The organism is Qipengyuania pacifica (genome assembly GCF_019711555.1).
Taxonomy (GTDB): domain Bacteria; phylum Pseudomonadota; class Alphaproteobacteria; order Sphingomonadales; family Sphingomonadaceae; genus Qipengyuania; species Qipengyuania pacifica.
The window spans coordinates 275,703-300,410 of sequence record NZ_JAIGNQ010000003.1; the positions used below are offsets into that span (position 1 = coordinate 275,703).

Annotated in this window: 23 protein-coding genes; 16 read left to right on the forward strand and 7 right to left on the reverse strand. The window is 59.8% G+C overall.

Annotation, left to right across the window (positions count from 1 at the left end; translation table 11 throughout):
* The first annotated feature begins 42 nt into the window (after nt 1-42).
* On the forward strand, nt 43-549 hold the full coding sequence (locus K3177_RS11060; protein WP_221598303.1) for a tetratricopeptide repeat protein: 507 nt from the start codon (nt 43-45) through the stop codon (nt 547-549).
* A gap of 1 nt (nt 550) precedes the next feature.
* Here the strand turns inward: K3177_RS11060 and K3177_RS11065 are convergent, their stop codons facing one another.
* Nucleotides 551-1,024 carry an RNA pyrophosphohydrolase gene (locus tag K3177_RS11065; protein WP_103023696.1) on the reverse strand — a complete coding sequence of 158 codons (474 nt, stop codon included), beginning with the start codon at nt 1,022-1,024 and terminating at the stop codon, nt 551-553.
* Nucleotides 1,021-1,971 (reverse strand): alpha/beta hydrolase, encoded by a 951-nt coding sequence (locus K3177_RS11070; protein WP_196846014.1) that lies wholly within the window; start codon nt 1,969-1,971, stop codon nt 1,021-1,023. The genes K3177_RS11065 and K3177_RS11070 overlap by 4 nt, the downstream gene beginning before the upstream one ends.
* 176 nt (nt 1,972-2,147) lie before the next feature.
* On the opposite strand from K3177_RS11070, the gene K3177_RS11075 reads away from it, so the two are divergent.
* The 4 genes from K3177_RS11075 (at nt 2,148) to K3177_RS11090 (ending at nt 7,118) form a co-directional block, all read left to right on the forward strand.
* Entirely contained in the window at nt 2,148-4,115 is a 1,968-nt protein-coding gene (locus K3177_RS11075; RefSeq protein ID WP_221598304.1) for a 2-oxoacid:acceptor oxidoreductase subunit alpha, read from the forward strand.
* Entirely contained in the window at nt 4,112-5,146 is a 1,035-nt protein-coding gene (locus K3177_RS11080) for a 2-oxoacid:ferredoxin oxidoreductase subunit beta (RefSeq protein ID WP_221598305.1), read from the forward strand. The genes K3177_RS11075 and K3177_RS11080 overlap by 4 nt, the downstream gene beginning before the upstream one ends.
* 104 nt (nt 5,147-5,250) lie before the next feature.
* Nucleotides 5,251-5,841 (forward strand): hypothetical protein, encoded by a 591-nt coding sequence (locus K3177_RS11085; RefSeq protein ID WP_221598306.1) that lies wholly within the window; start codon nt 5,251-5,253, stop codon nt 5,839-5,841.
* 248 nt (nt 5,842-6,089) lie between these two features.
* On the forward strand, nt 6,090-7,118 hold the full coding sequence (locus tag K3177_RS11090) for a metal-dependent hydrolase (protein ID WP_221598307.1): 1,029 nt from the start codon (nt 6,090-6,092) through the stop codon (nt 7,116-7,118).
* Here K3177_RS11090 and K3177_RS11095 read toward each other — a convergent pair.
* Complete coding sequence (locus K3177_RS11095) at nt 7,033-7,788, reverse strand: phosphatase PAP2 family protein (RefSeq protein ID WP_221598308.1); 756 nt, start codon at nt 7,786-7,788, stop codon at nt 7,033-7,035. The genes K3177_RS11090 and K3177_RS11095 overlap by 86 nt on opposite strands.
* A 41-nt stretch (nt 7,789-7,829) precedes the next feature.
* Here K3177_RS11095 and K3177_RS11100 point away from each other — a divergent pair, with 41 nt between their 5' ends.
* Genes K3177_RS11100 through K3177_RS11110 form a run of 3 tightly spaced genes read left to right on the forward strand, consistent with a single transcriptional unit; the run spans nt 7,830 to nt 11,710 of the window.
* Entirely contained in the window at nt 7,830-9,221 is a 1,392-nt protein-coding gene (locus K3177_RS11100; protein ID WP_221598309.1) for a cryptochrome/photolyase family protein, read from the forward strand.
* A gap of 39 nt (nt 9,222-9,260) precedes the next feature.
* The gene (locus K3177_RS11105) at nt 9,261-10,511 is read left to right on the forward strand and encodes an SAM-dependent methyltransferase (RefSeq protein ID WP_221598310.1); all 1,251 of its coding nucleotides are present in this window, start codon (nt 9,261-9,263) and stop codon (nt 10,509-10,511) included.
* Nucleotides 10,508-11,710, forward strand: a complete 1,203-nt coding sequence (locus K3177_RS11110) for a serine hydrolase domain-containing protein (RefSeq protein ID WP_221598311.1) — start codon at nt 10,508-10,510, stop codon at nt 11,708-11,710. Before K3177_RS11105 ends, K3177_RS11110 begins: the two co-directional genes overlap by 4 nt.
* A 123-nt stretch (nt 11,711-11,833) precedes the next feature.
* Here K3177_RS11110 and K3177_RS11115 read toward each other — a convergent pair whose 3' ends face one another.
* The 3 genes from K3177_RS11115 to purF form a co-directional block, all read right to left on the reverse strand.
* Entirely contained in the window at nt 11,834-12,181 is a 348-nt protein-coding gene (locus K3177_RS11115; protein WP_221598312.1) for a PilZ domain-containing protein, read from the reverse strand.
* A 112-nt stretch (nt 12,182-12,293) separates the two neighbouring features.
* Nucleotides 12,294-13,004: an SDR family NAD(P)-dependent oxidoreductase gene (locus tag K3177_RS11120; RefSeq protein WP_221598313.1), complete on the reverse strand. Its 711-nt coding sequence runs from the start codon at nt 13,002-13,004 to the stop codon at nt 12,294-12,296.
* A complete protein-coding gene (gene purF / locus K3177_RS11125; RefSeq protein ID WP_103023707.1) occupies nt 13,004-14,476 on the reverse strand; it encodes an amidophosphoribosyltransferase in 1,473 nt (490 codons plus the stop codon). Before purF ends, K3177_RS11120 begins: the two co-directional genes overlap by 1 nt.
* A gap of 169 nt (nt 14,477-14,645) precedes the next feature.
* Here purF and K3177_RS11130 point away from each other — a divergent pair, with 169 nt between their 5' ends.
* From K3177_RS11130 to K3177_RS11165, 8 genes are all read left to right on the forward strand, one after another.
* Nucleotides 14,646-15,887, forward strand: a complete 1,242-nt coding sequence (locus K3177_RS11130; RefSeq protein ID WP_103023708.1) for a lipoprotein-releasing ABC transporter permease subunit — start codon at nt 14,646-14,648, stop codon at nt 15,885-15,887.
* Entirely contained in the window at nt 15,880-16,566 is a 687-nt protein-coding gene (locus K3177_RS11135; RefSeq protein ID WP_221598314.1) for an ABC transporter ATP-binding protein, read from the forward strand. The genes K3177_RS11130 and K3177_RS11135 overlap by 8 nt, the downstream gene beginning before the upstream one ends.
* Nucleotides 16,567-16,629: 63 nt before the next feature.
* Complete coding sequence (locus K3177_RS11140; RefSeq protein WP_103023710.1) at nt 16,630-16,905, forward strand: hypothetical protein; 276 nt, start codon at nt 16,630-16,632, stop codon at nt 16,903-16,905.
* Between the two features lie 50 nt (nt 16,906-16,955).
* A complete protein-coding gene (locus K3177_RS11145) occupies nt 16,956-17,435 on the forward strand; it encodes a glutathione peroxidase (RefSeq protein ID WP_221598315.1) in 480 nt (159 codons plus the stop codon).
* A 75-nt stretch (nt 17,436-17,510) separates the two neighbouring features.
* On the forward strand, nt 17,511-20,987 hold the full coding sequence (dnaE, locus tag K3177_RS11150; RefSeq protein ID WP_221598316.1) for a DNA polymerase III subunit alpha: 3,477 nt from the start codon (nt 17,511-17,513) through the stop codon (nt 20,985-20,987).
* A 30-nt stretch (nt 20,988-21,017) separates the two neighbouring features.
* Nucleotides 21,018-22,616: a long-chain fatty acid--CoA ligase gene (locus K3177_RS11155; protein ID WP_247714430.1), complete on the forward strand. Its 1,599-nt coding sequence runs from the start codon at nt 21,018-21,020 to the stop codon at nt 22,614-22,616.
* Between the two features lie 12 nt (nt 22,617-22,628).
* The gene (locus K3177_RS11160; protein WP_196846027.1) at nt 22,629-23,060 is read left to right on the forward strand and encodes a DUF1330 domain-containing protein; all 432 of its coding nucleotides are present in this window, start codon (nt 22,629-22,631) and stop codon (nt 23,058-23,060) included.
* Nucleotides 23,057-23,608 carry a hypothetical protein gene (locus tag K3177_RS11165; RefSeq protein ID WP_221598317.1) on the forward strand — a complete coding sequence of 184 codons (552 nt, stop codon included), beginning with the start codon at nt 23,057-23,059 and terminating at the stop codon, nt 23,606-23,608. Before K3177_RS11160 ends, K3177_RS11165 begins: the two co-directional genes overlap by 4 nt.
* Here the strand turns inward: K3177_RS11165 and K3177_RS11170 are convergent.
* Nucleotides 23,603-24,700 carry a PA0069 family radical SAM protein gene (locus tag K3177_RS11170; protein ID WP_103023830.1) on the reverse strand — a complete coding sequence of 366 codons (1,098 nt, stop codon included), beginning with the start codon at nt 24,698-24,700 and terminating at the stop codon, nt 23,603-23,605. The genes K3177_RS11165 and K3177_RS11170 overlap by 6 nt on opposite strands.
* Between the last annotated feature and the right edge of the window lie 8 nt (nt 24,701-24,708).

A 24,708-nucleotide genomic window follows, 5' to 3' on the forward strand; every position in this document is an offset into this window, starting at 1 on the left:
GATACGCCGCCCATTGGACGGAATACCCCGCTGGAGACTCTCATGCGTTTCGCACCCGCCGCCGCTGCCCTTTCGCTGGCCCTCGCCGCAACTTCGAGCGTGGGTTGGGCAGATCAACGCGCACCGGCTCAGCGCGCCGCGGTGCTTATCGCGGAAGGGGAAGCAGCTCTCGCGCAGAACGATGTGCAGGGCGCGATCGATGCGTATGAAGCCGCGCTCGCCGTCGATCCCGGTTACACGCCGATCCTCCTCCATCTCGCCGAAGCCGCGCGTGCGGACCAGTTGCAGGGGAAGGCAATCCGTTATTACCGCGAAGCGCTAGACCGTGATCCGCGCAATCTCGCTGCCCTTGCGGGCGAAGGCGAGGCGATGGTTGAAAAGGGCGCGGTCGAAAAGGCCAAGGGCAATCTGGCCAAGCTCCAATCGATGTGCGGCCAGAGTTGCGCCGAAACCGAACAGCTTTCCGCCAGCATTGCCGCCGGTCCGCCCAAGCGCGTTCAGACGGCTGAAGTAGTGCTGCCGGAAGACGGGGCGACGCAGCAGAACTGAGCTAGACCAGCTCGCGAAAGGCATCGACCACGGCGCGGTAAACGCGTTTCTTGAACGGAACGATCAGCTCCGGGAGCTGCTCGGGTTCGACCCATTTCCAATCACAGAATTCGGGCGGATCGTGCGCTTCCAAGTCGATATCTTCGTCCGCGCCGGTGAAGCGGGCAAAATACCAGACCTGTTCCTGCCCGCGATATTTCCCGCCCCACAGCTTGCCGATCAGTTCTTCCGGCAGATCGTAGCGTATCGGTTCATCCATCGCCTTCAGGATCGTAACGTGCTCGGGCCTGGCGCCGGTTTCTTCGCCCAGCTCGCGCAAGGCGGCATCCTTCAGGTCTTCGCCCTCATCGACGCCGCCCTGGGGCATTTGCCACCAGTCGCCTTCCTTGTTGTCGATGCGGCGGCCGACGAATACCTTGCCATCGCCATTCACCAGCATCACGCCCACGCAGGGTCGGTACCCGAGTTCGCTCACCTGTAACGCTCCACCATCAATTTCACGGCATCGAGGAAGGCCTCGAGATCGGTCTGGCCGCTCGGTATCGCTTTTCGCAGCGTCGTAAAGCCATGGATCATTCCGGGGAACTCGAGAAAGACCACTTCCGTGCCGAGTTGCACCAGGTGTGCGGCGTATTCCCGGCCGGAATCGCGCAGCGGATCGAGCCCGGCGGTACACAGAACCGTCGGCGGCGTATTGGAACAGTCGCCTACCATCGGGGTGTGACGCGGGTCGTTCGCATCGCCTTTGTACTGGTCGGTGAACCATGCCATCGCCGCGCCGGTCAGCAGGAAGCCATCTGCAAACAGCGAGAAGCTCTTATGCTTCGATACGTCGCTTGCCACCGGGTATATCGGTGCCTGGACGATCACCGGAACAGCCGCGGGATCGCGCATAAGCTGGTTGGTGGTGACGATCGTCAGGTTGCCGCCCGCGCTGTCGCCGGTAATTATCAACCCGGTAATGTCGCGCTCCAGCTCGTCCGGCGATGATGCGACCCAGCGTGCTACCGCTTCGCAATCGTCGGGCGCAGCGGGGAAGGCGTGTTCGGGTGCAAGGCGATAATCGACCGATACCACCGGCAGGTCGAGATGATGCGAAATCTCGGTGCAAAGCGCGTTGTAGACGTCCAGATCGCCGATCACGAAGCCGCCACCGTGGATGAAAATCACGCAAGGGCTGGGGCCTCGTTCGGCCTTTACGTCGTAGAAACGGATGGGAACCGTGCCGGCAGGTCCGGGGCAGGTCAGATCCTTCTGGACCGCCATCGCGCGCGGTTCTGCTTCTGCTACTGCGCTCATGGCGCGCATCTGGGCACGGCCTTCGTCGGCACCGACTTCTTCCACGCCCTTTCCGCCCATTTGTTCGAGCATGTCGAGGAACCCGCGCACATCGTCGCGGACGTAATGTTCGGTATCGGCCATCGGTATCTCTCCCATTTGCGTTGCGTTTCGGGACTTAGCCTGTTCACAGCGCTTTTCCATGCGTCTTTTTTGGCCTAGCAGAGAAACTTCATTGCGAGAGGATGGGGTGGGGCCTAGGTGGCGCATCCCAGAAGAAACGGCACCGCAAACTGGCGGTGCAGACAAGGAAGATCCGGATGGCGACAGTCGCCCCGAATGACGCCGACCTGACCCAGGACGGCCTCCCCGCAAACCCCGAAAGCGTTGTTGTGCGCTTCGCCGGCGACTCTGGCGATGGCATGCAGCTGACCGGCGGGCAGTTCACTCTGTCGACTGCGCTGGCCGGCAACGATCTGGCGACCTTTCCCGATTTTCCGGCAGAAATCCGCGCTCCTCAAGGGACGCTGTTCGGGGTTTCGGCATTCCAGATCAATTTCGGCAGCCGCGAAATCAACACCGCGGGCGATGCGCCCGATGTGCTGGTCGCGATGAACCCCGCCGCGCTCAAGGTGAACCTCGCAGCGCTCAAGCCCGGTGGGCTGATCATTGCCGACACCGGTGCCTTTACCAAGCGCAACCTCGACAAGGCGAAATACGATGCCAATCCGCTGGAGGATGGCAGCTTGGCGAAGTTCGACGTGCTCGCCTTCGACATCAGCGAAAAGACGATCGAGGCGGTCAAGCCCTATGGCCTCGGCAACAAGGATGCGCTGCGGTCAAAGAACATGTGGACGCTCGGCCTTGCGCTGTGGATGTTCGATCGCCCGCGCGAGCCGATCCACGACTGGCTGAGGGGCAAGTTCAAGTCCAAGCCCGATATTGCCGACGCCAATATCGCCGCGCTCGACGCGGGCCATGCCTATGGCGAAACGGCGGAACTGTCCGGCCCGCTTAAACAGCTTCATATCGAACCTGTGCCCAGCGACCCCGGCCTCTACCGGACGGTCACCGGTGCCGAGGCCGTCAGTCTCGGCCTCGTCGCAGGCGCGCAGCTTGCCGAATTGCCGATGTTCTTCGGCGGCTATCCGATCACCCCTGCTTCTGCGATCCTGCATCATCTGGCGCGGCTCAAGGAGTTCGACGTCACCACCTTCCAGGCGGAAGACGAGATTGCCGCGATCTGTGCCGCCATCGGCGCGAGCTATGCGGGCAGCCTCGGCGTGACCTCTTCGTCAGGTCCCGGCATCGCGCTCAAGGGCGAGGCGATGGGCCTTGCCATCATGACTGAACTGCCGCTGGTCATCGTCAATTCGCAGCGCGGCGGCCCGTCCACCGGCCTGCCGACCAAGACCGAGCAGAGCGATCTCTATCAGGCGGTCTATGGCCGCAATGGCGATGCACCGATGCCGGTGATCGCCGCCAGCAGCCCGGGCGATGCTTTCGAATGCGCGATCGAGGCCTGCCGGATCGCGGTGCAGTACATGACCCCGGTTATGCTGCTGACCGACGGTTACATCGCTAATGCCGCCGAACCGTGGAAGGTGCCTGATCCGGCCGATTTCGCGCCGTTCCCGGTCGAATTCCTCGATCAGCCCAACGACGGCGAGAATTTCCTGCCCTACAAACGGGACGGGAAGGGTGCACGTCCCTGGGTCAAGCCGGGCACACTCGGCCTGATGCATCGCATCGGCGGGATCGAGAAGCACGAACTGACCGGTAATATCGATTATTCGCCGGACAACCACCAGCGCATGACCGATGCGCGCAAGAACAAGATCGACGGGATTGCGAAGGAATTGGCCCCGCAAGGCGTCAATCTCGGCCCGGACGGCGACGATGCCGGCGGCAAACTGGCCGTGGTCGGCTGGGGTTCGACCTTCGGCCCGATCCGCCGCGCGGTCGACAATTGCCGCCGCAAGGGAATGGACGTCAGCCACATCCACGTCCGCCACATCTGGCCGATGCCTTCGAACACCGGCAAGCTGCTGCGGAAATACGACAACATCCTCGTGCCCGAAATGAACACCGGCCAGTTCAAGACGGTCCTGCGCGATCAGTTCCTTGTCGACGCTACGCCGCTGACCAAGACCAGCGGCCAGCCTTTCCAGATCGCTGAACTGGAAGAAGCGATTAGCAAATATTTCGACGGTATTCCGGATAATGAAGGCGGTCAGGTCCTGGTCAATGACGACCAGTTGCCGAGCCCCGATGGAGGCGCAGAATGAACGCTCCTGTAAAGATCGAAACCACGCTCAAGGATTGGGAAACCGATCAGGAAGTCCGCTGGTGCCCGGGTTGCGGGGACTATGCGATCCTCAAGGCCGTGCAGCGCACATTGCCGCAACTTGGCGCGGACCCGGCGAACACCGTGTTCATTTCCGGCATCGGCTGCTCCAGCCGTTTCCCCTATTACGTCGAGAGCTACGGCTTCCACACCATCCACGGCCGTGCACCCGCTTTTGCGACGGGCGCGAAACTGGCCAATCCGGATCTCGATATCTGGCTGGTGACCGGTGACGGAGATGGATTGTCGATCGGCGGCAATCACTTGATGCATGTTCTTCGCAGAAACGTGAACATGCAGATCATGCTGTTCAATAACGAAATCTATGGTCTTACCAAGGGCCAGGCTTCGCCCACCAGCCGGGAAGGGACCAAGTCGCCTTCGACCCCCATCGGCAGCTACGATCATCCCGCACGTCCAGCCGCTTTTGCGCTCGGCGCGGGTGCGCGCTTCGTGGGGCGCGGGTTCGACGTGTCCAAGAACCTTCCCGATGTACTTAAGGCGGCCCATGCTCATCAGGGCGCTGCGTTTATCGAGATTTTCCAGAACTGCATCGTCTACAACAAGGATGTGTTCAACGACTTCGCTGCACCCAAGGGCGCGGAAGATCAGCAGCTCTGGCTCGAAAACGGCCAGCCCATGCTGTTCGCAGGCGGCGCCAAGGGCATCGCCCTGAACCACGACACTCTCAGCCTCGAAGTGGTCGATGTGACTGATGGCGATTGGGAAGCGGCGAAGGTGATCGTGCACGATGTCACCAATCGCTCGATCGCGCATATGCTGGTCGAAATGCCGTTCGGTCCGTTCCCGATGGCGCTCGGCGTGCTCTATGACGATCCACGTCCGACCTTCGAAGCTGCCGCCATGGCCGAAAAGGCTGCGGCGAGCGAAGGCAAGGAAGCCAATCTCGCCAAGCTGCTCGGCAAGGGACAGACGTGGACGGTGAGCGGCACGGCTCAGGACCCGGTCTGAAACCGCTTCGGCAGAATATTGCTTTAATATGAACGATTAGCCTCCTGTCCCGTTGGGAAGGTGAAGACGTCGCGTTTTGCGACGCTCTAGAACAGGAGGACGTTTTGAAAAATCTCACTACTCTCGCCCTGACCAGTGCTGCCCTGGCCCTTTCCGCCTGTGCGGATAACGACGTTGATGAGACGGCCGTTACCGACACACCCGAAATGGCGACCGAAACGGGCATGATGGCAGATGACGCGATGCCAGTGGGCGGCGAACTGTCCGAAAATCAGCAGACTGCATATGATGCCATGGACCGCCAGGCTGTGAGCGATGAATATGACGCCAATCGCGACGCGGAAATGGCCAGCGCGAGCGAAAATGACAGCAGTCCTTCTATGGACGCGTCGCAGTCCAGCGATGATGCGAACGTGAACCCGATACCGCCGCGCTCGGAAATGGATTTTGCCTATCTTGACCGTAATTCGGACGGGAAGCTGTCGGTTGCGGAATATGCGATCTGGGCTGTACCCTCCAACCCTAATACCCCTGTCTCCAACGATCAGACCAAGCCATACATTACGACAGCACAGATCAACGAAGCGGGACAGACATTTTTCTACTTCGATGAAGATGGCGACAGCTACCTCAGCGACGGCGAATTCTCGGCTGCCCGGGACAGTTCGCGCACGCCGGGTTCTTCCAGCATGTAATTATTCAATCGAAGCCGATTTAATGTGGGGCGGCGATATTTCGTCGCCCCGTTTTGTATCTTTCCTACTTGCAGCGTACCGGTTACGCGCTTGGATATGGATTTCTTTCAGTCATCTTCAGCCGAATATGTCCGTCAGGGCAGGGCTCGTGCGTCCAAATTCGGTGGGGGGCCATTCCTGCATCAGGACTGTGTCAACTCCGTCAACCTGCGGCGGGAAAATGCCCGCGAATCTTGATCTGAACGCCGATGGATAATCTGACGCACAGCCTGGTCGGGGCATTGCTCGGTCAGGCAGGTCTCAAGAAGAAGACGGGTCTGGCCATGCCCGCACTGATCATCGGCGCGAACTTGCCTGATGTGGATGCGGCCTGTTTTTTCTGGCTCGATGGTGTCGAACATCTCGGCTTTCGCCGTGGTATCACCCACGGTCCGCCCGCCTTGGTGCTTCTGCCACTTATCCTCGCCGGATTGCTCTGGGGCTTTGATCGCTGGCAGGCAAAGCGTGGCAGTCGGCCAGCCGCGCGGCGACCGGTGAATTTCACATGGCTTTATCTGCTCAGTCTTATCGGTTGCTTGACGCATCCGGCGTTCGACTGGCTGAACTCATACGGCATTCGCCTGCTCGAACCCTTCAGCCACCGCTGGTTTTACGGCGATACGCTGTTCATCATCGATGTGTGGTTGTGGGCTCTTATGGGCTTCACCCTGTGGTTTTCGCTTCGCCGTGAGAAGCGGGGTGGAAACTGGATGCGGCCCGCCCAATTGGGGATAGTGATCGCACTGGCCTATATCGGCGGCAACTGGGCTACGTCGCGTTCAATGAGCGAACTCGGCAATCTCAATGTCGCTTATGGCAAGCCGATCGCCTCACCGGTTCCGTTCGCATTCTGGCAAAGGGATATCATCTTTCCCGATCCCACTGGCAGATATGAAATCCTGCCGCAATTTTCGGGGCCGTCCGCCAGCCAGAAGGTGGAACGTCTGGGTGATGTATACCTTCCGTCCTGTCAACTGGCGGAACTGGCGAAGACCGACAGCCAGGTCGGTGCATTTCTGTTCTGGTCGCGCACGCCTTTTATCGAGCAGGGCAGCGACGGGTCTCTAACCTTACGTGATGCGAGGTTCACGGACCCGCGCGCCGCCGGTCGCTTTTCCGTTCCGCTGCCGCAGGAGGTATGCAGCAGCTATTTCAACGAACTGTCTGGGGGCTCGGCTCCCCCAACTCGTGATCCGCCACTGCCCGTACCGGACGATATAGCAGCGCGGCAGCCGTGAACGCCCAGGCAGCGCCGCCCATCCATCCAGCAACGACATCGCTCGGATAGTGAACGCCAAGCATCACGCGGCTCCAGGCGATCATCGCAGATATGATCATCGCCGCGCCAACCAGTGTATAGCGCACCGAATGCCGGTTGCTGAGCGACGCGAAGGCCAGCGCCATACCGATATAGATCATGGCCGATCCGAAGCTGTGCCCGCTCGGGAAACTGTTGCCGCCAGCCTCGGTCAGGTGTGGCACGATTTCCGGGCGTGGCCGCCCGATCAGCCATTTCATGACATTGTTGAGCATCCAGCCAAGAAAGACGGTCGCCGCGAACAGGAACGCCTCGCGTCGCAAGCTCAGGAACAGTAATGCCGTTACCGCGCCGATCACTATCAGAGTGCTCAGGAAGATGCCGCCCAGGGAAGTCACGTCGCGGACTGCCTCGTGGATGCGTGGACTGCCGATGGGTTCCAAGGCGGCGCCGGTACGATACAGATGAAGGCCCCACTCATCGAATGCGCCGGTCTGTGCATGTGTAACCAGATAGACCATGAGCGCCCAGCCGACCCACAGCATCGCTGCTGCCAACAAGGCTTTGCCACGGTCGATCGTGAAGCCGCGCTCCGGCAGGACAACGGTTTCGGCGGCCAGATGCTCGGAATCGTGAATGATGTCGCTCATGCAGTCAGGAACAAGCGCGTCGTGATCCGGGTTCCGCAGGCATGAGTTCTGTTCAGATTGTGTGGCTTCGGCGCGACTTGCGTCTGGCCGATCAGCCCGCTTTCCACGCCGCCGCCCAAGCCGGTCCGGTCGTCCCGGTCTATGTTCTGGATGACGATCGGGCCGGGGACCATGCCTATGGCGGGGCGAGCAGGGTCTGGCTGCATCACTCGCTCGATAGTTTGGCGCGCAGCTTGGGAGCGCATCGTTCGCGCATCGTGCTGCGAAGGGGTGATGCACCGCAGGTGCTCGCCGCGTTGGCCGACGAAGTGGGCGCGGCCTGCATCCATGCAATGCGCCATTACGAACCCTGGTGGAAAGAGGCAGAGGACGAACTGCGCGATGCGCTAGGGGACGATTGCAAGCTCTGTCTCTACGACGGCAACTATCTTCTTCCCCCGGGCAGTGTGACGACCGGTTCGGGGAGCCCGTACAAGATCTATACGCCCTTTTCGAAGGCGATGCTTGACGTCATGCCGCCACGCGATCCTCTGCCGGAACCAGACACGATTCATTCGCCCGATAGCTGGCCGGACAGTCCCGATCTGCAAGACTGGCAATTGCTGCCCGCAAAGCCAGACTGGGCGGGCGGGATTACCGACTTCTGGGATTTCGGCGAGACCGCAGCGCACGATCGGCTCGATTGGTGGGCCAACGAAGTGGCCGATTACGACGAGGGGCGGAACCTGCCTTCGCAGGACATTACCTCCCGCCTGTCGCCGCACCTCCACTGGGGCGAGATCAGTCCGGCGCAGGTGTGGTACAAGCTCAAGGATAAGCGCTCCGACGGATGGCGTACGTTTGCGAAGGAACTGATCTGGCGCGATTATGCGCAGAACGTGATCGATCAATTCCCCGACTATCCACGCGAAAGTTACCGCGATTACGACGAGCGCAAATTGTGGCGCAACCCGGACGCGGGGCACCTGATCGATGAGGATCTGGAATGCTGGCAGAAGGGCATGACTGGTTATCCGATCGTCGATGCCGGCATGCGACAGCTGTGGCAGACCGGCTGGATGCACAACCGTGTCCGGATGATCGCGGCAAGCTTTCTGGTGAAACACCTGCTGATCGATTGGCGTTGCGGAGAACAATGGTTCTGGGACTGTCTCGTCGATGCGGACTACGGCAACAACGGCGTCAACTGGCAGTGGATTTCCGGTACCGGGGTGGACAGCAATATGTTCGTGCGGATCATGGCGCCGCTCACACAAAGCGAGAAATTCAACTCTGCTGATTATATCCGCGAGTATGTGCTCGAACTAGGTGACTTGTCCGACGATTGTATTCACGATCCGCCCGATGAAAAGCGGGGAGATTATCCGTCCAAGATGATTGGTCACAAGGAGGCGCGCGAACGGGCACTGGAGGCATATCGCGCGGCCAAGTGATGCTTGAGCGGGACGGCCGGACGCGCCATAGGACCGGCGATGGACATGCCGACAACCCAGCGCGGCCGCGAGCTGCTTTCCGGATCCCAGCGTTTTGCGCGCAAGCCCGGTTGGCTTGCAAGGATCACCGCGCCGGGGTTCGGCAAGATCCTGGACCGGATAGACGCCGCGCTGACTTCCGGTGCAATTTACGGTGTTTTGCCGGATGGAACTCGTCGCGTCCTCGGCGGCCGTACTCCAGGCTTCGAATGCGAAGTCCAGCTGCGCAGCTGGAACGCTCTCGTTCGTCTTGCCAGCAACGGCTCGGTCGGCTGGTACCAGGCTTGGGAAGCGGGTGAATGGTGGAGCCCGGATCCGGTTCCGCTCTTCGCGCTTTTCATGCAGCATGCAGGGCGCCTGGGCGATACGGCGCGCGCCAAGGGCCCTTTTCGCCATGCGCTTAAGCTGGCCCATCTGATCAATCGAAACACCCATGAAGGCGCGCAGAAAAACATCAGCGCGCATTACGATCTGGGGAACGACTTCTACCAGGCATGGCTCGACCCGACGATGAGTTACTCATCCGCTCTCGAGTTGCGCGACGACGGGCTTGAACCGGCGCAGCGGCGTAAATGGGATGCACTGGCGTCGCGCATCAACGACGCTCCGAAAGTGCTTGAGATAGGGTGTGGATGGGGTGCGCTCGCCGCGCATCTTGCCTCTCGAGGCGCTTCTGTCACCGCGATCAGTTTGTCCGATGAGCAACTGACATGGGCGCGCCACCATCACGACGTCGCAGTGGATTTCCGCAAACAGGATTATCGCGATACCGCCGGGCAATATGACGCCATCGTCAGCGTCGAAATGGTCGAAGCGCTTGGGCGTGAATACTGGCCCACCTTCATGGATTGCGTGGCGCGGAATCTGAAACCGGGTGGCCGGGCGGCCATCCAGTACATTTCGATGCGCGACGACCTGTTCGAAGATTACGCGAAAAGCGCGGACTTCATTCAGGCCTATATATTCCCTGGCGGTCTTCTCATCAGAACCAGCGAGTTCCGGCAACTTGCCGAACAGCGAGGCTTGTCGTGGCGGGATCAGAAAGACTTCGGTCTGGACTACGCCGAAACGCTGAAGGTGTGGCGTCACAACTTCGATGCTGCGCAGGCAGAAGGCCGGTTGCCGCAAGGGTTTGATGATGGGTTCTGCGATCTGTGGCGGTATTATCTGCAATATTGCGAAGGTGGTTTTCGCGGTGGCGGGATCGACGTGCACCAGGTCACGCTAGTCAAACAGGGAGAAGACAAATGAAACGGCTCTTGATTTCGACTGCCGCATTGGCGCTGGCCGGCTGTGTTTCGACTAATACCGATATGCTTGGCTCGGCAGAACACACGCCGACAGTCACGCAGTCGACGCCCGAGCATATGGCGAGCCTGGATCCAAGCGATTCCATACTGTTCTGGAGCGACGACCGCCGATCCGAAGCCTTTCGCGACATGGAGGCGCACTTCCCCGGTCTCGAAGTTGCTCCGGCATCCGTCCCACGCCCTTTGCCACGCTCGACACAGACCTTGCCGGACACGCTTCAGAGTTCGATTCGAACCTATATGACGAGCAGTCACGCTGCCGGGTTTATGGTGCTGAAAGATGGAAAGATCGTGTTCGAAGATTACGGTCTTGGTTTCGGTCCAAGCGGGCGCTGGACCAGCTTTTCGGTTGCAAAGAGCTTCACATCGACTCTGCTTGGGGCGGCGATCAAGGATGGCTTTATCGAAAGCATCGATACTCCCGTTACCCAGATTATTCCGGCCCTCGATGGCACAGCGTATGAAGGCGTAACCGTCGGCCAGATCGCGACGATGACCTCGGGGGTGGCGTGGAACGAGGATTACAGCGACCCCGACAGCGATGTTGCCAAGATGCTCGGCATCACGCCAGTAGCTGGCGAATCGCAGGCTGTTACCTACGCCCGCACACTCCAGCGCGAAGCGCCTGCGGGCGAGGAATGGGTCTACAAAACCCTCGAAACCAACCTTCTTGGACTGATCGTGGAAGAGGCGACTGGCAAGTCCCTTGCGGCTTATGCAGCGGAAAAGATCGTTGAACCGGCCGGTTTCGAAGGTGGCCTATTCTGGATGCAGGATCTGACCGGCGGAAATATCGGCGGTTGTTGCCTTTCTCTCCGGCTCGCCGATTATGCGCGAATGGGCCAGTTTGCACTCGAGGGAGGCAAAGGTGTGGTGCCGGAAGGCTGGTTTGTCACCGCCGGATCGCCGCTGGTCAACTTTGGTCCCCAAGCTCCAGGTTTCGGCTACGGATATCAGTGGTGGACTTATCCAGGCGGCAATTACGGCGCACAGGGTATTTTTGGTCAGGCCATTACGATCGTACCAAAAGAGAAGCTGGTCGTTGCGGTTGTGAGCAACTGGGAGACCGCGACCAGCAGAACCGACCGAGAAGGATTTCGGGAGTTGGTTGGAAAAATCACCGAAGCACTTGAGGAATAGATCGGCGAAGAATGATGACGGTGGCCTCGGGGCGCGCCGTCATCGCTCGCCATTCGGATAGATCCCTGTCCGATCATCGGATGGGGCGCCCAACGTGCTACTCGCTATACTCGCAGCGGAATGTCAGTAGGAGCGGTAAGCTCCGTCGCCGCTATACCGGGCAAGAATGGACTCATGGACAATCGGGCTCAGCAATTCGCTGAAAGCGCAGCCGACCATGCAGCTTTCCCACCAGACAACCTGCGCCTGCAGCGATTCCAGACCGGGAAGGGTAAGCCAGCAAAGCTGCCCTTCGTGCATGCGATTGAGTGCTGCCGCCGAAAACCCCGAAATCGAGAGGTCGTGCACAACGGTCTGAAACGCCCGCCCGCCGCTAGCACGCAACTGGCCCGGGATGGTGAGCTTCGTACGCGGAGCACAGCGATCTTCCTGCGCTACGAAGGAGTAGCGGTCGTGTGTATGGTGGATCATGGCTTTCGCCCTTCCGCGGTAAATTCGAAATCGAAACGTCTCGCGTGTACGCGACGCGCACTATCGAATATCGCGTATCAAGGTTGCAAATTCGTTAGGACGGCTGGTTAATTCAGCCTTCGACGCGCTCTCGGTGGAAGCCCTCGAAATCGTTAACGAGTAACTCGACCAAGCGCTTTGCAACCTCTTCGGGCGCCTTTACCGTTTTCGGATCCTCACCCGGATAAGCCTTCGCGCGCATTTCCGTACGAGTCGCGCCAGGATCGAGCACGGCCACGCGTACCTTCGAAATCTTCTCGACCTCCTGCGCATAGCTTTCGAGCAGATTGTCAAACGCGGCCTTGGTGGATGCGTAGGCGGACCAGTACGCGCGCGGGGATGCACCGACGCTGCTTGTAAGGCCTATAACCCGCCCTGCGTCGGCGCGCTTCAACAGCGGATCGAAATTGGCGAGTAGTGCTTGGGAGGCAAGGAAGTTCACTGTCAGCGCCTGGCTCAACTGCTTCCCATCGATTTGCGTAACCGGTGTCAGGGTTGGCAGATAAGCTGCTGACAGAACAAGATAGTCGAGCCTATCCCACCGGCTGCCGATCGCCGAGGCTAGGCGCGCAATTCCGTCACTTTCAGCCAGATCGACCGGCGCGATTGTCGAAGCGCCACCGGCTTCATGAATGGAGTCTTCCACCTTTTCCAAAGCGCGGACATCGCGTCCGGTGAGGACCACATGCGCCCCGGCTGAAGCGAGTGCAGTGGCGGTCGCAGCGCCGATGCCTTTGCTGGCCCCCGTTACCAGAGCGAGGCGATTTTCCATCGGTTTGGTCATCAGGCGACCTGCTCCGCCGGGAACGCAAGCTGCTGCTGCCGATCCTCGCGCCGCGACAGATCGGTCAACGAGGTCGGATAATCGCCCGTGAAGCAAGCATCGCAGAATTGCGGGCATGCGGAATTACGCGGCTTTTCACCCACCGCACGGTAAAGCCCGTCGATCGACACGAAGGCTAGGCTATCAGCCTTGATAAATTCCCGCATGGGTTCGACATCCATGCGGGCTGCCAGCAACTTGCTGCGTTCAGGCGTATCGACACCATAGAAGCAGCTGTGTGCCGTCGGCGGGCTGGCAACGCGGAAGTGGACTTCCGTAGCTCCGGCATCGCGCATCATCTCCACGATCTGCAGGCTGGTGGTGCCACGGACGATGCTGTCGTCGATGAGCACGATCCGCTTGCCTTCTACCAGAGCGCGGTTGGCATTGTGCTTGCGTTTGACGCCAGCATGGCGGGCGCCGTCGCTAGGCTGGATGAAGGTGCGTCCAACGTAGTGCGAACGAATGATCCCGAGTTCGAAAGGAATTCCAGATTCCTGCGCATAACCGATGGCTGCCGGCACGCCGCTGTCGGGCACGGGAATGACGAGATCAGCTTCGATCGGCTTTTCCCGAGCGAGCTCTGCGCCGATGGCCTTGCGCGCTTCGTAGATGCTGCGCCCGTCGAACACGGAATCAGGACGGCTGAAATAGACATGTTCGAAAATGCAAGGCCGCGGGGCGTAATTGCCGAAGGGATGCAGCGAATCGACGTTACCATCGAAACCCACCTTGATCACTTCGCCCGGCTCGACCTGGCGGACGAATTGCGCACCGACGACGTCGAAGGCGACTGTTTCGGAAGCGAAGACGGTCGCATCGCCCATCCGGCCCATCTGCAAAGGACGGATACCGAGCGGGTCGCGGCAGGCGATCATTCCCTCCGGAGTCATGACGATAAGCGCATAAGCGCCTTCAAGCAGACGCAGGGCATCGATCAGCCGGTCCATCGTCGTCGGATAACGACTGGTTGCCACGAGATGGATGATCACTTCGGTATCGCTGGTCGATTGGAAAATCGACCCACGCCTGACGAGATCTTCGCGGAGCATGCCCGCATTGGAAATATTGCCGTTATGCGCCACAGCGAAACCGCCGCTCGCAAGATCGGCATACAGCGGCTGAATGTTGCGCAGGCCGGAACCGCCCGTCGTCGAATACCGCACATGCCCTGCGGCCATCGTACCGGGCAATTCGGCGATTGCTTCCTGAGAGGAAAAATTCTCCGCCACGTGGCCGAGGCCGCGGCGCGTGTAGAATTCGGCGCCGTCGAAGCTTGTTATGCCGGCAGCTTCCTGACCGCGGTGCTGAAGCGCATGCAGGCCGAGCGCGGTAGCGGCAGCGGCATCGGTCGCATTGATGGCACCAAAGACGCCACACTCTTCGCGCAGCTTGTCGCCATCCTCGTCGAGAAACGGGTGGGTAATATTCATCGGAAGGCCTGTCTGCCGCGGCTGATCGGGATGCGCGCTCCAATGGCGATGTTACGCGTCGATTACAAGGGCAGTGCGACGGTTGACCTGTCCCGCCGCATGATTTCATTGCGCGGAAAGGTTCGTCTGCCTACAGGCCTGTTACCTGCAGGCAAAGACAAGGGACGTCTTGATCCTCTCTCCTTTCGAATGGACCATCGCCAAACGCTACTTGCTTCCGGGCAAGGGCGAGGCATTTATTGCGCTTGTCGCAAGCATCTCCATTGGCGTCGTGATGCTGTCTGTTGCCATGCTCGTCGTGGTGATGAGCGTCATGAACGGCTTTCGCGCAGAACTGCTGGACAAGATCGTAGGCCTCAATGGCCATGCCATCGTTCAGGCCTACGGCGGGCGCATGGACGATTGGGAAAACATCCTTCAGGAAGTGCGGCAGACACCGGGCGTGGTGCGTGCCTCGCCTCTTATCGAACAGCCCCTCTTGACCAGTTTCAACGGAAGGGTCGAGGCGATTCTGGTGCGCGGCAACACCCCGCAGGACATCCGCAATCTGTCGTCCAAGGTCGTGAGCGGCAATATCGATGAGCTTGCGCCTGGAGCGCGGAAGGTCGCCATCGGCATTCGCCTCGCGGAAAATATCGGTGCGCGCGTCGGCGACACCATTACCGTCATCAATCCGCAAGGACGTTCCACTCCATTTGGCACACTGCCCAGACAGGTCGGTTACGAAGTGGCCGCAATCTTCGAAGTCGGCGTTTACGACTACGACGGGGCCTTCGTGGTCATGCCGATGCAGGACGCGCAAACGCTCCTGCTACTCGGCGATACCGTTCAGATGATCGAGGTCACCGTCAACGATGCCGACAAGGTCGGCGAAATCCTTGCCCCTGTACAGCGTTCGCTCCAGGGACGTGCGGTGGTATCGGACTGGAAGACCATAAACGCGACCCTGTTCGAGGCCTTGCAGGTGGAGCGAGCCGCAATGGCGTTCGCATTGAGTTTCATGGTCTTGGTTGCGGCATTCAACATTCTTTCCAGCCTCGTCATGCTGGTTCGCGCAAAGACCCGGGACATCGCTATCATGCGCACCATGGGCGCGACCAGGCAGAGCCTGATGAAGATTTTCGTGACAACGGGCTTTACGATCGGGGCCATCGGGACATTGGCCGGACTTGCATTCGGCTTCCTGATACTTGCCGGACGCAAACAGATCGTCGAGGTCATCGGTGCGCTGACAGGGCAAAACCTCTGGGACCCGCAGTATCGTTTTCTGACGACAATCCCTTCCAAGATAGACGGTATGGAGGTCGGCATGATTGTGCTGCTCGCGCTTCTGCTGAGCTTCCTTGCAACCCTTTACCCTGCATGGAAGGCCGCAAGTACCGATCCGGTACAGGTGCTCCGTTATGAATAGGCGCGGTGTGGAACCAGTTGTCGAACTTAAAAGACTGACACGCAGCTTCCAGCAGGGCGGCGTAAAGATTGACGTTCTGTGCGGGGTCGATCTGGCGATTATGCCCGGCGAGATTGTAGCCCTTCTTGGCCCTTCGGGTTCGGGTAAGTCGACCCTGTTGCAGGCTGTTGGCTTGCTCGAAGGCGGCTTTGGCGGCGAGATCGTGATCGGCGGTCAATCTGCCGAGAAATCAGATTCGCGCGCGCGCACCGTGCTTCGCCGCGAACATCTGGGGTTCGTCTATCAGTTCCACCATTTGCTGCCCGATTTCGATGCGCGTGAGAATGTGATCCTGCCGCAACTGGTTGCGGGCACCCCGCGCGCCGAAGCAGAAGCGCGCTCGGAACAATTGTTGATTGCGCTTGGGTTGGGCCATCGGCTCGACCATCGCCCCAGCCAGCTTTCGGGCGGGGAGCAGCAGCGCGTGGCCGTAGCCAGAGGTCTTGCGAACAAGCCGGATCTGGTGCTCGCGGATGAGCCGACTGGCAATCTGGATGAAAAGACGTCGGACAAGGTCTTGGCTGAATTCCTGTCGCTCGTTCGCGGCGAAGGCAGCGCGGCCCTGATCGCGACGCATAACGAACGCCTGGCCCGGAAGATGGACCGCGTGGTTCGATTGCACGAAGGGTTGCTCGAATAGAGGGGTTGCTCGAATAGAGGACCCACATCGCTCTTTGCTCGTTGATCGGGAAAGGAGATTTTGATGACCGACCATCCAAGTACATTCAAGGGCGAGGATACCCACCGCGAGGGCGTGCAGTGGGACGACCGCGCAGAGATTCATTCCGCCGAAGACGGCCAGGGTATTCTGGACGGCGGCAAGGGATTGCGCGGAGGCACTCTGGCCCAGATGGTCTCGCAAGTGATGGCCTATCCTCCCGCTGAGCGGGGCCGCTTCGTCATTCAAAAGGCCGGAGACCATCGGCTCGATTTGGCTGAGATAGAGGCGCTCGCCGCGCGGGACGACTTCCCGGGTTAATGCGCTACCCTGGCTTTACCATGAATTCAGATTCGAGGGACTGACCTGCCATGACAACCATCGCGGACTTCACCGTCGTAAATAACAAGGGCGAACAGATCGATCTGAGGCAGAAGCTGGGCAAGATCATGCTGGTCGTGAACACCGCGAGTAAGTGCGGGTTCACACCTCAGTACGAGGGGCTCGAAGAACTATTTCAGCAGTACCGGGTGCAGGGTTTCGAGGTGCTTGCCTTTCCGTGCAACCAGTTTGGTGGACAGGAACCGGGCAACGCGAGTGAAATTGCAGAATTCTGTAAAGTGAACTTCGGGCTGACCTTTCCCCTCATGGAGAAAGTCGACGTGAATGGCGACGACGCGAGTCCCTTGTTCGATTGGATGAAGGCCGAAAAACCCGGTCTCATGGGGTCCAAGGCGATCAAATGGAATTTTACCAAGTTCCTGATCGACAGAAAGGGCAATGTGGTGAAACGATATGCCCCGACCGACGCACCCAAGTCGATTGCCAAGGATATCGAGAAGCTCCTCTGATCTTTCGGTGAGCTGTGGAGAAGTGAGGCCGGAAGTGACTGGTGAATCGCGCGTGCAATACGCATATTGCAGTGCATGTCGTTCAAGCCCTTCGTCCCTTTCCGCATCCTCTCCGCCTACACCATGCTGGAGGGTGCGATCGACCCGAAGGCGATGGCCAAATTGGCCAAGGAACGCGGCTTTCCCGCGATTGCAATCGCCGATCGCAACGGCCTCTACGGCGCAGTCATGTTCGCGAACGCCTGCAAGGCGGAAGGCATCCAGCCGATCATCGGGACCCTTCTTGGTGTTGCGCGGGATAGCGAAGGGAAGCAGGTCGACTACCTGCCACTCTACGCGCAGGACGAGCAGGGCTACGACAATCTCTGTCATCTCGTCAGCCGCGCCCATCTGGAACGTCCGCTCGAGTTCGAACCCCATGTCCGCCTGACCGATCTTGGTGGCCGCACCGGTGGGCTCATAGCATTCAGCGGGGCAAGCGAGGGCGCGCTGACGAAGCTTCTTGCCGAGGGACAGCAGAGCCACGCAGAGATCCTGCTGCAAAAACTTCAGGAGTTGTTTCCCGAACGGCTTTACATCGAGTTGGCTCGCCGTGGTAACGACGTGGAAGAGCGGGCAGAGGCAGCGCTGGTCGAGTTGGCCTACGGCCGTGACCTCCCTCTGGTCGCCACGAACCCCGCAAATTTTGCAGAACCGCATATGCATAAGGCGCATGATGCCATGCTGTGCATTGCCGGATCCACGCATATCGACGCCGACGAACGGACGAAGTCGAACCCGGAAAGCTATGTGAAAACCTATCACATGATGGACGAGGCTTTTGACGATCTGCCGGAGGCTGTTCAGAACACGCTCGTTGTGGCGCAACGCTGTGCCTATGCCCCGCCATACCGCAAGCCGATCCTGCCCAGCCTTGCAGGTGACCTCGAAGGCGAGGCGCGCATGTTGGCGGAAGATGCCCACAGGGGTCTAGAAGCGCGTCTCGAACCGTATGGCGAGATGTCCGAAGACCAACGAAAGATTTATTTCGATCGCCTGAAATTCGAAGTCGATATCATCAATCAGATGGGCTTTCCGGGCTACTTCCTGATCGTTGCCGACTTCATAAAATGGGCCAAGGACCACGATATTCCTGTGGGCCCGGGACGTGGTTCGGGTGCGGGTAGCCTCGTCGCATGGGCTTTGACCATCACGGATCTCGATCCAATCCAGCTCGGTCTGCTGTTTGAACGTTTTCTCAACCCCGAACGCGTTTCGATGCCCGACTTCGATATCGACTTCTGCGAAACGCGGCGGGGCGAGGTGATCCGTTATGTCCAGCAGAAATACGGCCACGATCACGTCGCTCAGATCATCACTTTCGGTAAACTGAAGGCGCGCGCCGTTCTGCGCGACACCGGCCGCATCCTGCAGATGAGCTATGGGCACGTGGATCGCCTTTGCAAGATGGTGCCGAACCATCCGACCGACCCTTGGACGCTGCCAAGGGCGCTGAACGGGGCCGCCGATTTCAAACGGGAATACGACAACGACAATGAGGTGAAGCGCCTCGTCGATCTCGCGATGCAGCTCGAGGGCTTTCCTCGTAACAGTTCGACCCATGCCGCAGGCGTGGTGATCGGTGATCGACCGCTTGCCCAGCTGGTGCCGCTTTATCGCGACCCGCGGTCGGACATGCCGGTTACGCAATACGACATGAAGAATGTCGAAAGCTCCGGCCTCGTCAAATTCGACTTTCTCGGTCTCAAGACGCTGTCGGTTCTCAAGAAGGCCACCGACCTGCTCAAACGGCGTGACATCGAGATCGATCTTTCGCTTCTGCCGCTCGATGACGCAAAGGTCTACGAGCTCATGAAGAGCGGCAATACGGTGGGCGTTTTCCAGCTTGAATCGGAAGGCATGCGCCGTACGCTGACGGCGGTAAAGCCGACCAATTTCGGCGACATCATCGCGCTTGTTTCGCTATATCGTCCGGGCCCGATGGATAACATTCCGCTGTTCGGCAAGCGCAAGGCCGGTCAGGTGGAAATCGAATATCCGCATGCCAAGCTGGAAGGCATTCTGGCCGAAACCTACGGGATCTTCGTTTACCAGGAACAGGTTATGCAGGCCGCGCAGATCCTTGCAGGATATTCCTTGGGCGACGCCGACCTTCTGCGCCGCGCAATGGGTAAGAAGGTTCAGGCCGAAATGGATGCGCAGCGCGAACGTTTCGTTGATGGCTGCAAGAGAGTATCCGCTATCGACAAGGGCGAGGCCAACGCGCTGTTCGACTTGATCGACAAGTTCGCGGGCTATGGTTTCAACAAGTCTCACGCCGCAGCGTATGCGTTGCTTGCCTATCAGACGGCTTGGCTGAAGGCGCACTATCCTGAAGAATTCTACGCCGCTTCGATGTGCTTCGACATGCATCAATCCGAAAAGCTGGCGATCTTCGTCGACGATGCTCGGCGCAGCGGCATCAAGGTGTTGCCGCCGTCGCTGAACTATTCGGAAGCGGAGTATTCGGTCGAGCAGACCGATGACGGTTATGCAGTGCGTTATGCATTGGCTGGCATACGCAACGTCGGCGAGCGAGCTATGGAAGCGATCGTCGACGAGCGCGAGGCTGCAGGGCGTTTCAAAAGCCTCAAAGATTTGTTCGAGCGTCTGCCCAAGGGCTCCATGAATTCTCGCCAGCTGGAGGCGTTGATCAGTGCCGGGGCACTCGACGAATTCGAACCGAACCGCGCCAAGCTGTTCGCCAATGCCGACATGCTTTTGGCAGTGGCCGATGCCGCGGAGCGCGAGCGGTCGAGCGGGCAGGGTGGCTTGTTCGGAGGCGAGGCCGCGCCGGTCGAGGATACATTGCGCCTCAAGGAAGTCGAGGACTGGTCGCTCAGTGAAGCGCGTCACCGTGAGAAAGAGAACATGGGGTTTTCTTTCAAGGAACATGCCACGGCGGTCTATCGGGAAATTTCCAGCGCGCAGGGCGCCCGCTCGCACGCATCCCTGATCGCGGGGGGCGTTCCCGGTGGCGGACGGATGACCGCCGTGATGGCGGTGCAGGTCGAAGGGGCCAGTAAAGGCACTACCAAGCGCGGCAAGCCGTTTATCCGCGCGGACTTTTCCGATAGCTCAGGCCAGTTCAGCGCCGCCTGCTTCGAAGAAGGTCTGGTCGACAGATTCCTTGAATGGGCGGACAAGCAAACCTGCGTGAAGCTCGATGTGGAGCTCGACAGTCCGAGCCCCGATGAGCCGCCCCGCATAACCGTGCGGCATGCCGTCCCGCTTGATGCCGTCCGGGGAAGCATGGCGATGTTGCTGACGCTCGAGGTAGAAAGCGTCGACGCGCTGAACCAGTTGGCAATCGAACTCGGTGAAGACGGGGCAGGGGGCGATGAAGTGATGGCTACGCTGCTCACCGGCGATGTGGCGCCGCCCGTCATGCGCCTTGGACGGGCATTTTCTATCGATGGGGACCTTGCCGAACGCTTGGCAAGTGTGCCCGGCCTTGCCAAGGTGCAACTGACCGCGCGACGAGGAAAGGCAAACTTGCGCCTCGTTGCCTGACGGTCGAACCGACGGGTGAGAGGAGAGTTTATGGCGTTTGGTGCGATGCAGGACTGGAGCATGCGAATATCGCATGTGATCGATCATGCGGCTCGGGAAGCATCCGGTCGCGAAATCGTGACCCACTGGGCCGATGGCACCGAAACGCGGACGGACTGGGCGGGCATCCATCTGGACGCGCGGAAGATGGCTCAGGCGCTGTTGGCGCTTGGTCTGACGAAAGGCGATCGGGTGGCAAGCCTCGCGATGAACCATTCCCGCCATCTGGTGAGCTGGTTCGGCGTGGCGGGCATGGGCGGGGTGCTCCACACCTGCAATCCGCGGTTGTTCGAAGACCAGCTCGAATACATCGTCAATCATGCCGAAGACAAAGTCATGATCTATGACGCGGCGTTCCAGCCGATCATCGACAAGATGCGCGACAAATGGCCGACGGTCGAACATTACATCTGCTTCGACAGCGGCGAGCATACGACCAGTTTCGAAGACTGGATTGGCGAGCAGGACGGCGAGTTCGAATGGGTCGAGGGGGACGAACGCGATCCCTGCATGATCTGTTACACCAGCGGCACCACCGGCAATCCCAAGGGTGTTCAGTACGAACATCGTTCCACGCTGCTGCACGCGATGGCCGGGCTGCAGACCAGCGCATTCAATTTCAGCGGATCGTCCGTCATGCTGCCGGTGGTCCCGATGTTTCACGCCGCCAGCTGGGGCCTGCCCTATTCGGGGGCGATGGCGGGGATCAAGTTCGTCTTTTCCGCCGTGAACGACCCGGCGGTGCTGTGCGACCTGATGGATCGTGAGGGCGTGACCGACAGCGCAGGTGTGCCGACCGTCTGGCTGGCGACATTCCAGTATTGCGATGCGGAGGGCAAGGATCTGCCCAAGCTCAAATCGGCGACGATCGGCGGTTCCGCTGCGCCGCGGTTCATGATCGAACGGCTGATGAAGAACGGTACGCGCGTGCAGCACGCATGGGGAATGACCGAGACTTCGCCTATCGGGACGGTCGGCGGTCCAACGGCGAACTGGGACGAACTGACCTTCGAGGAGAAGGTGGAAAAGACGATGAAGCAGGGGCGGCCGATCTTCGGCGTCGAACTGCGTACGGTCGATCTGGACGACCGGTCGACCGTTCTTCCGCGCGATGGCGAAGCCAGCGGGGCGCTCCAGATACGTGGGCCATGGATCATCAAGCGCTATTTCAAGGCGGAAGAGGACGCGACCGATGCGGACGGCTGGTTCGACACTGGCGATGTGGCGATCCTGCATCCCGATGGGACGATGCAGATTACCGACCGCACGAAGGACGTTATTAAGTCCGGCGGCGAATGGATCAGCTCGGTGGAACTCGAAAATGCAGCGGTGGGCCATCCGGCCGTGGCGGAAGCGGCGGCTATCGGCATGCCCCATCCCAAGTGGGACGAGCGGCCCGTTCTGTTCGTGGTCAGGAAATCCGGCGCGGAATGCAGTGCCGAGGACGTGACCGCATTCCTTACCGACAAGGTCGCCAAATGGTGGCTGCCCGATGCGGTCGAATTCGTCGACGACATCCCGCACACCGCCACCGGCAAGATCAGCAAGAAAGACCTGCGCGAACGCTTCAGCGACTATACGCTGGGCTGAGGAGGACGGACCATGACGCAAAGTTATATCGACCCGAGCAAGACCAATTTCGAAGCATTCAAGGACCTGCCGCGCGATCAGCCGATCCATATGCTGAACCTGCTGCAGTACCGGGATCAGGCGGAATATCCCGAAGGCCATGACAATGCCGGCAAGGACTGGAGCGGACGCCGGGCCTACAAGGAGTATGGCAAGACCAGCGGCCCGATTTTCCGACGGGTCGGCGGCGAAATCGTCTGGCGCGGGGCGTTTGAAGCGGTGCTGACCGGGCCGGAAGCGATGCATTGGCACGATGGCTTTATCGCGCAATATCCCAGTGCGGCCGCGTTCTTCGAGATGATCAAGGACCCCGAGTATCAGAAGGCCGTGGTCAATCGCACTGCTGCGCTGGCCGACAGCAGGCTGGTTCGCTTCAAGCCGGGAGCGATGGGCGAGGGGTTTTGAATAGAAAAGTTGGTCCCCTTATCTTCCTTGCGACCGTCGTTGCCTGTGACGGGGGAGCAGAAAGGGTAGGGTTGGATGTTCCAGAGGATTTGCAAGAACTCCGGGAGAATGCGCTGAACTGTTCGCGCGACGTGGCTTGGACGCATGCCGAGCGATCTGAGCACTGCGTTCTGGTGGCAGAGAATATCTTCGATGACAGCGAGAACGAATGCTGGGAAGGTAGTTCGGATCGCTGTTTGAATTGGCGGCTTGTGCATTCCGACATCTCGTTATTTTATCAGGGCGCGATTGCGGAAAGTCTGTTCGAACACGGTAAAAGCATTGAAATGGCCAAAGTTTCCGAAGGTGAATTCTGGCGAATGGTTTATTTCGACGGTAAGCTTATGCGCGAGTTGTTCCAGCAGTGTCTTCAGGTCGAAGAAAAGGAATTGGCAGGAGTTAACCTGGCGAAAGTCCATCAAGTTCCTTTGCGGCGCTTGCGCGAGAATCAACGCTGCTTCCGTCGCGGGTACCCGGACTTCGAGACAAAGCCGCTCGAAAACTCATAACAACCGCAACTGACCGCCGACGGCCGGTGGGCGGAACCGGGTGCAGTCCAGTTCGAATTTCGATTTGCCCACGCCTGCGCGTTTGCAGGCGAGGCGGAACCTGGCGCGGAATAGATCGGCCCAGACACCGGTGGGTTTCATGCGGGTGAAGAAGTCGGGATCGTTGTCCCGCGCCTGCCCGTCCTTGGCACGGATCGAGCGGACGATGTTCATCACCTTGTCGCCGCGTTCCGGAAAATGGACCGAGAGCCATTCCCGGAAGAGGGGCGCGACTTCGTGCGGGAGGCGCAGGGGTATCCAGCCGACGCTGCCGATGCCGAGCTGGCCCGCGCGCTGAACGATGTCTTCCATGAATTCATCGGTGATCGCCGGGATCACGGGAGCGATCGAACAATGGACGGGTATGCCCGCTTCGGCGAGTTTGGCGAGGGCCGCCAGACGCTTCGCCGGGGCCGCCGCACGTGGTTCCAGTTTGGCCGATAGCCTGGGGTCGAGGCTGGTTACCGATATTGCGACCGCAACCAGCCTCTGTTCGGCCATAGCACGAAGCAGATCCAGATCGTCGCAAACACGATCCGATTTGGTTGTTATCGTCACGGGGTGACGAGCATCGAGACAGACTTCGAGCACCTCGCGCGTGATGCGATAATCCCGCTCGATCGGCTGGTAGGGATCGGTATTCGTCCCCATGGCGATGGGCCGCGGCCGATATTTCGCCTTGGCCAGAGTGGCCCGCAGGATTTCAGCGGCATTGGGCTTGGCGAACAGCTTGGTTTCGAAGTCCAGACCGGGAGACAGATCGTGATAGGCATGCGTCGGCCTGGCAAAACAATAGACGCAGCCATGTTCACAACCCCGGTAAGCGTTCACGGACCGATCAAACGCAATATCGGGCGATTGATTGAAGCTGAGGATCGTGCGGGGACGTTCTTCGGTCACCTGAGTACGCAGCTTGACCGGCGGCCCGTCCAGCGTTTCCATATGATCGCGCCAGTCGCCATCCACCTCGCGCGTGGCGAGGCCGAAGCGTGTCGGCACATCGGCGCCCTGTGCGCCGCGTCCGGGAATCGCTGGTTCAAGACGACGTTCCATGAGGCAGA

Excerpts from the sequence above, each read along its gene's own strand:
- K3177_RS11060 (WP_221598303.1), top strand. The coding sequence starts at position 43 with ATGCGTTTCGCACCCGCCGCCGCTGCCCTTTCGCTGGCCCTCGCCGCA.
- K3177_RS11070 (WP_196846014.1), bottom strand. The coding sequence starts at position 1,971 with ATGGCCGATACCGAACATTACGTCCGCGACGATGTGCGCGGGTTCCTC.
- K3177_RS11075 (WP_221598304.1), top strand. The coding sequence starts at position 2,148 with ATGGCGACAGTCGCCCCGAATGACGCCGACCTGACCCAGGACGGCCTC.
- K3177_RS11080 (WP_221598305.1), top strand. The coding sequence starts at position 4,112 with ATGAACGCTCCTGTAAAGATCGAAACCACGCTCAAGGATTGGGAAACC.
- K3177_RS11090 (WP_221598307.1), top strand. The coding sequence starts at position 6,090 with ATGGATAATCTGACGCACAGCCTGGTCGGGGCATTGCTCGGTCAGGCA.
- K3177_RS11095 (WP_221598308.1), bottom strand. The coding sequence starts at position 7,788 with ATGAGCGACATCATTCACGATTCCGAGCATCTGGCCGCCGAAACCGTT.
- K3177_RS11100 (WP_221598309.1), top strand. The coding sequence starts at position 7,830 with ATGAGTTCTGTTCAGATTGTGTGGCTTCGGCGCGACTTGCGTCTGGCC.
- K3177_RS11105 (WP_221598310.1), top strand. The coding sequence starts at position 9,261 with ATGGACATGCCGACAACCCAGCGCGGCCGCGAGCTGCTTTCCGGATCC.
- K3177_RS11110 (WP_221598311.1), top strand. The coding sequence starts at position 10,508 with ATGAAACGGCTCTTGATTTCGACTGCCGCATTGGCGCTGGCCGGCTGT.
- K3177_RS11115 (WP_221598312.1), bottom strand. The coding sequence starts at position 12,181 with ATGATCCACCATACACACGACCGCTACTCCTTCGTAGCGCAGGAAGAT.
- K3177_RS11120 (WP_221598313.1), bottom strand. The coding sequence starts at position 13,004 with ATGACCAAACCGATGGAAAATCGCCTCGCTCTGGTAACGGGGGCCAGC.
- purF (WP_103023707.1), bottom strand. The coding sequence starts at position 14,476 with ATGAATATTACCCACCCGTTTCTCGACGAGGATGGCGACAAGCTGCGC.
- K3177_RS11135 (WP_221598314.1), top strand. The coding sequence starts at position 15,880 with ATGAATAGGCGCGGTGTGGAACCAGTTGTCGAACTTAAAAGACTGACA.
- K3177_RS11140 (WP_103023710.1), top strand. The coding sequence starts at position 16,630 with ATGACCGACCATCCAAGTACATTCAAGGGCGAGGATACCCACCGCGAG.
- K3177_RS11145 (WP_221598315.1), top strand. The coding sequence starts at position 16,956 with ATGACAACCATCGCGGACTTCACCGTCGTAAATAACAAGGGCGAACAG.
- dnaE (WP_221598316.1), top strand. The coding sequence starts at position 17,511 with ATGTCGTTCAAGCCCTTCGTCCCTTTCCGCATCCTCTCCGCCTACACC.
- K3177_RS11155 (WP_247714430.1), top strand. The coding sequence starts at position 21,018 with ATGGCGTTTGGTGCGATGCAGGACTGGAGCATGCGAATATCGCATGTG.
- K3177_RS11160 (WP_196846027.1), top strand. The coding sequence starts at position 22,629 with ATGACGCAAAGTTATATCGACCCGAGCAAGACCAATTTCGAAGCATTC.
- K3177_RS11170 (WP_103023830.1), bottom strand. The coding sequence starts at position 24,700 with ATGGAACGTCGTCTTGAACCAGCGATTCCCGGACGCGGCGCACAGGGC.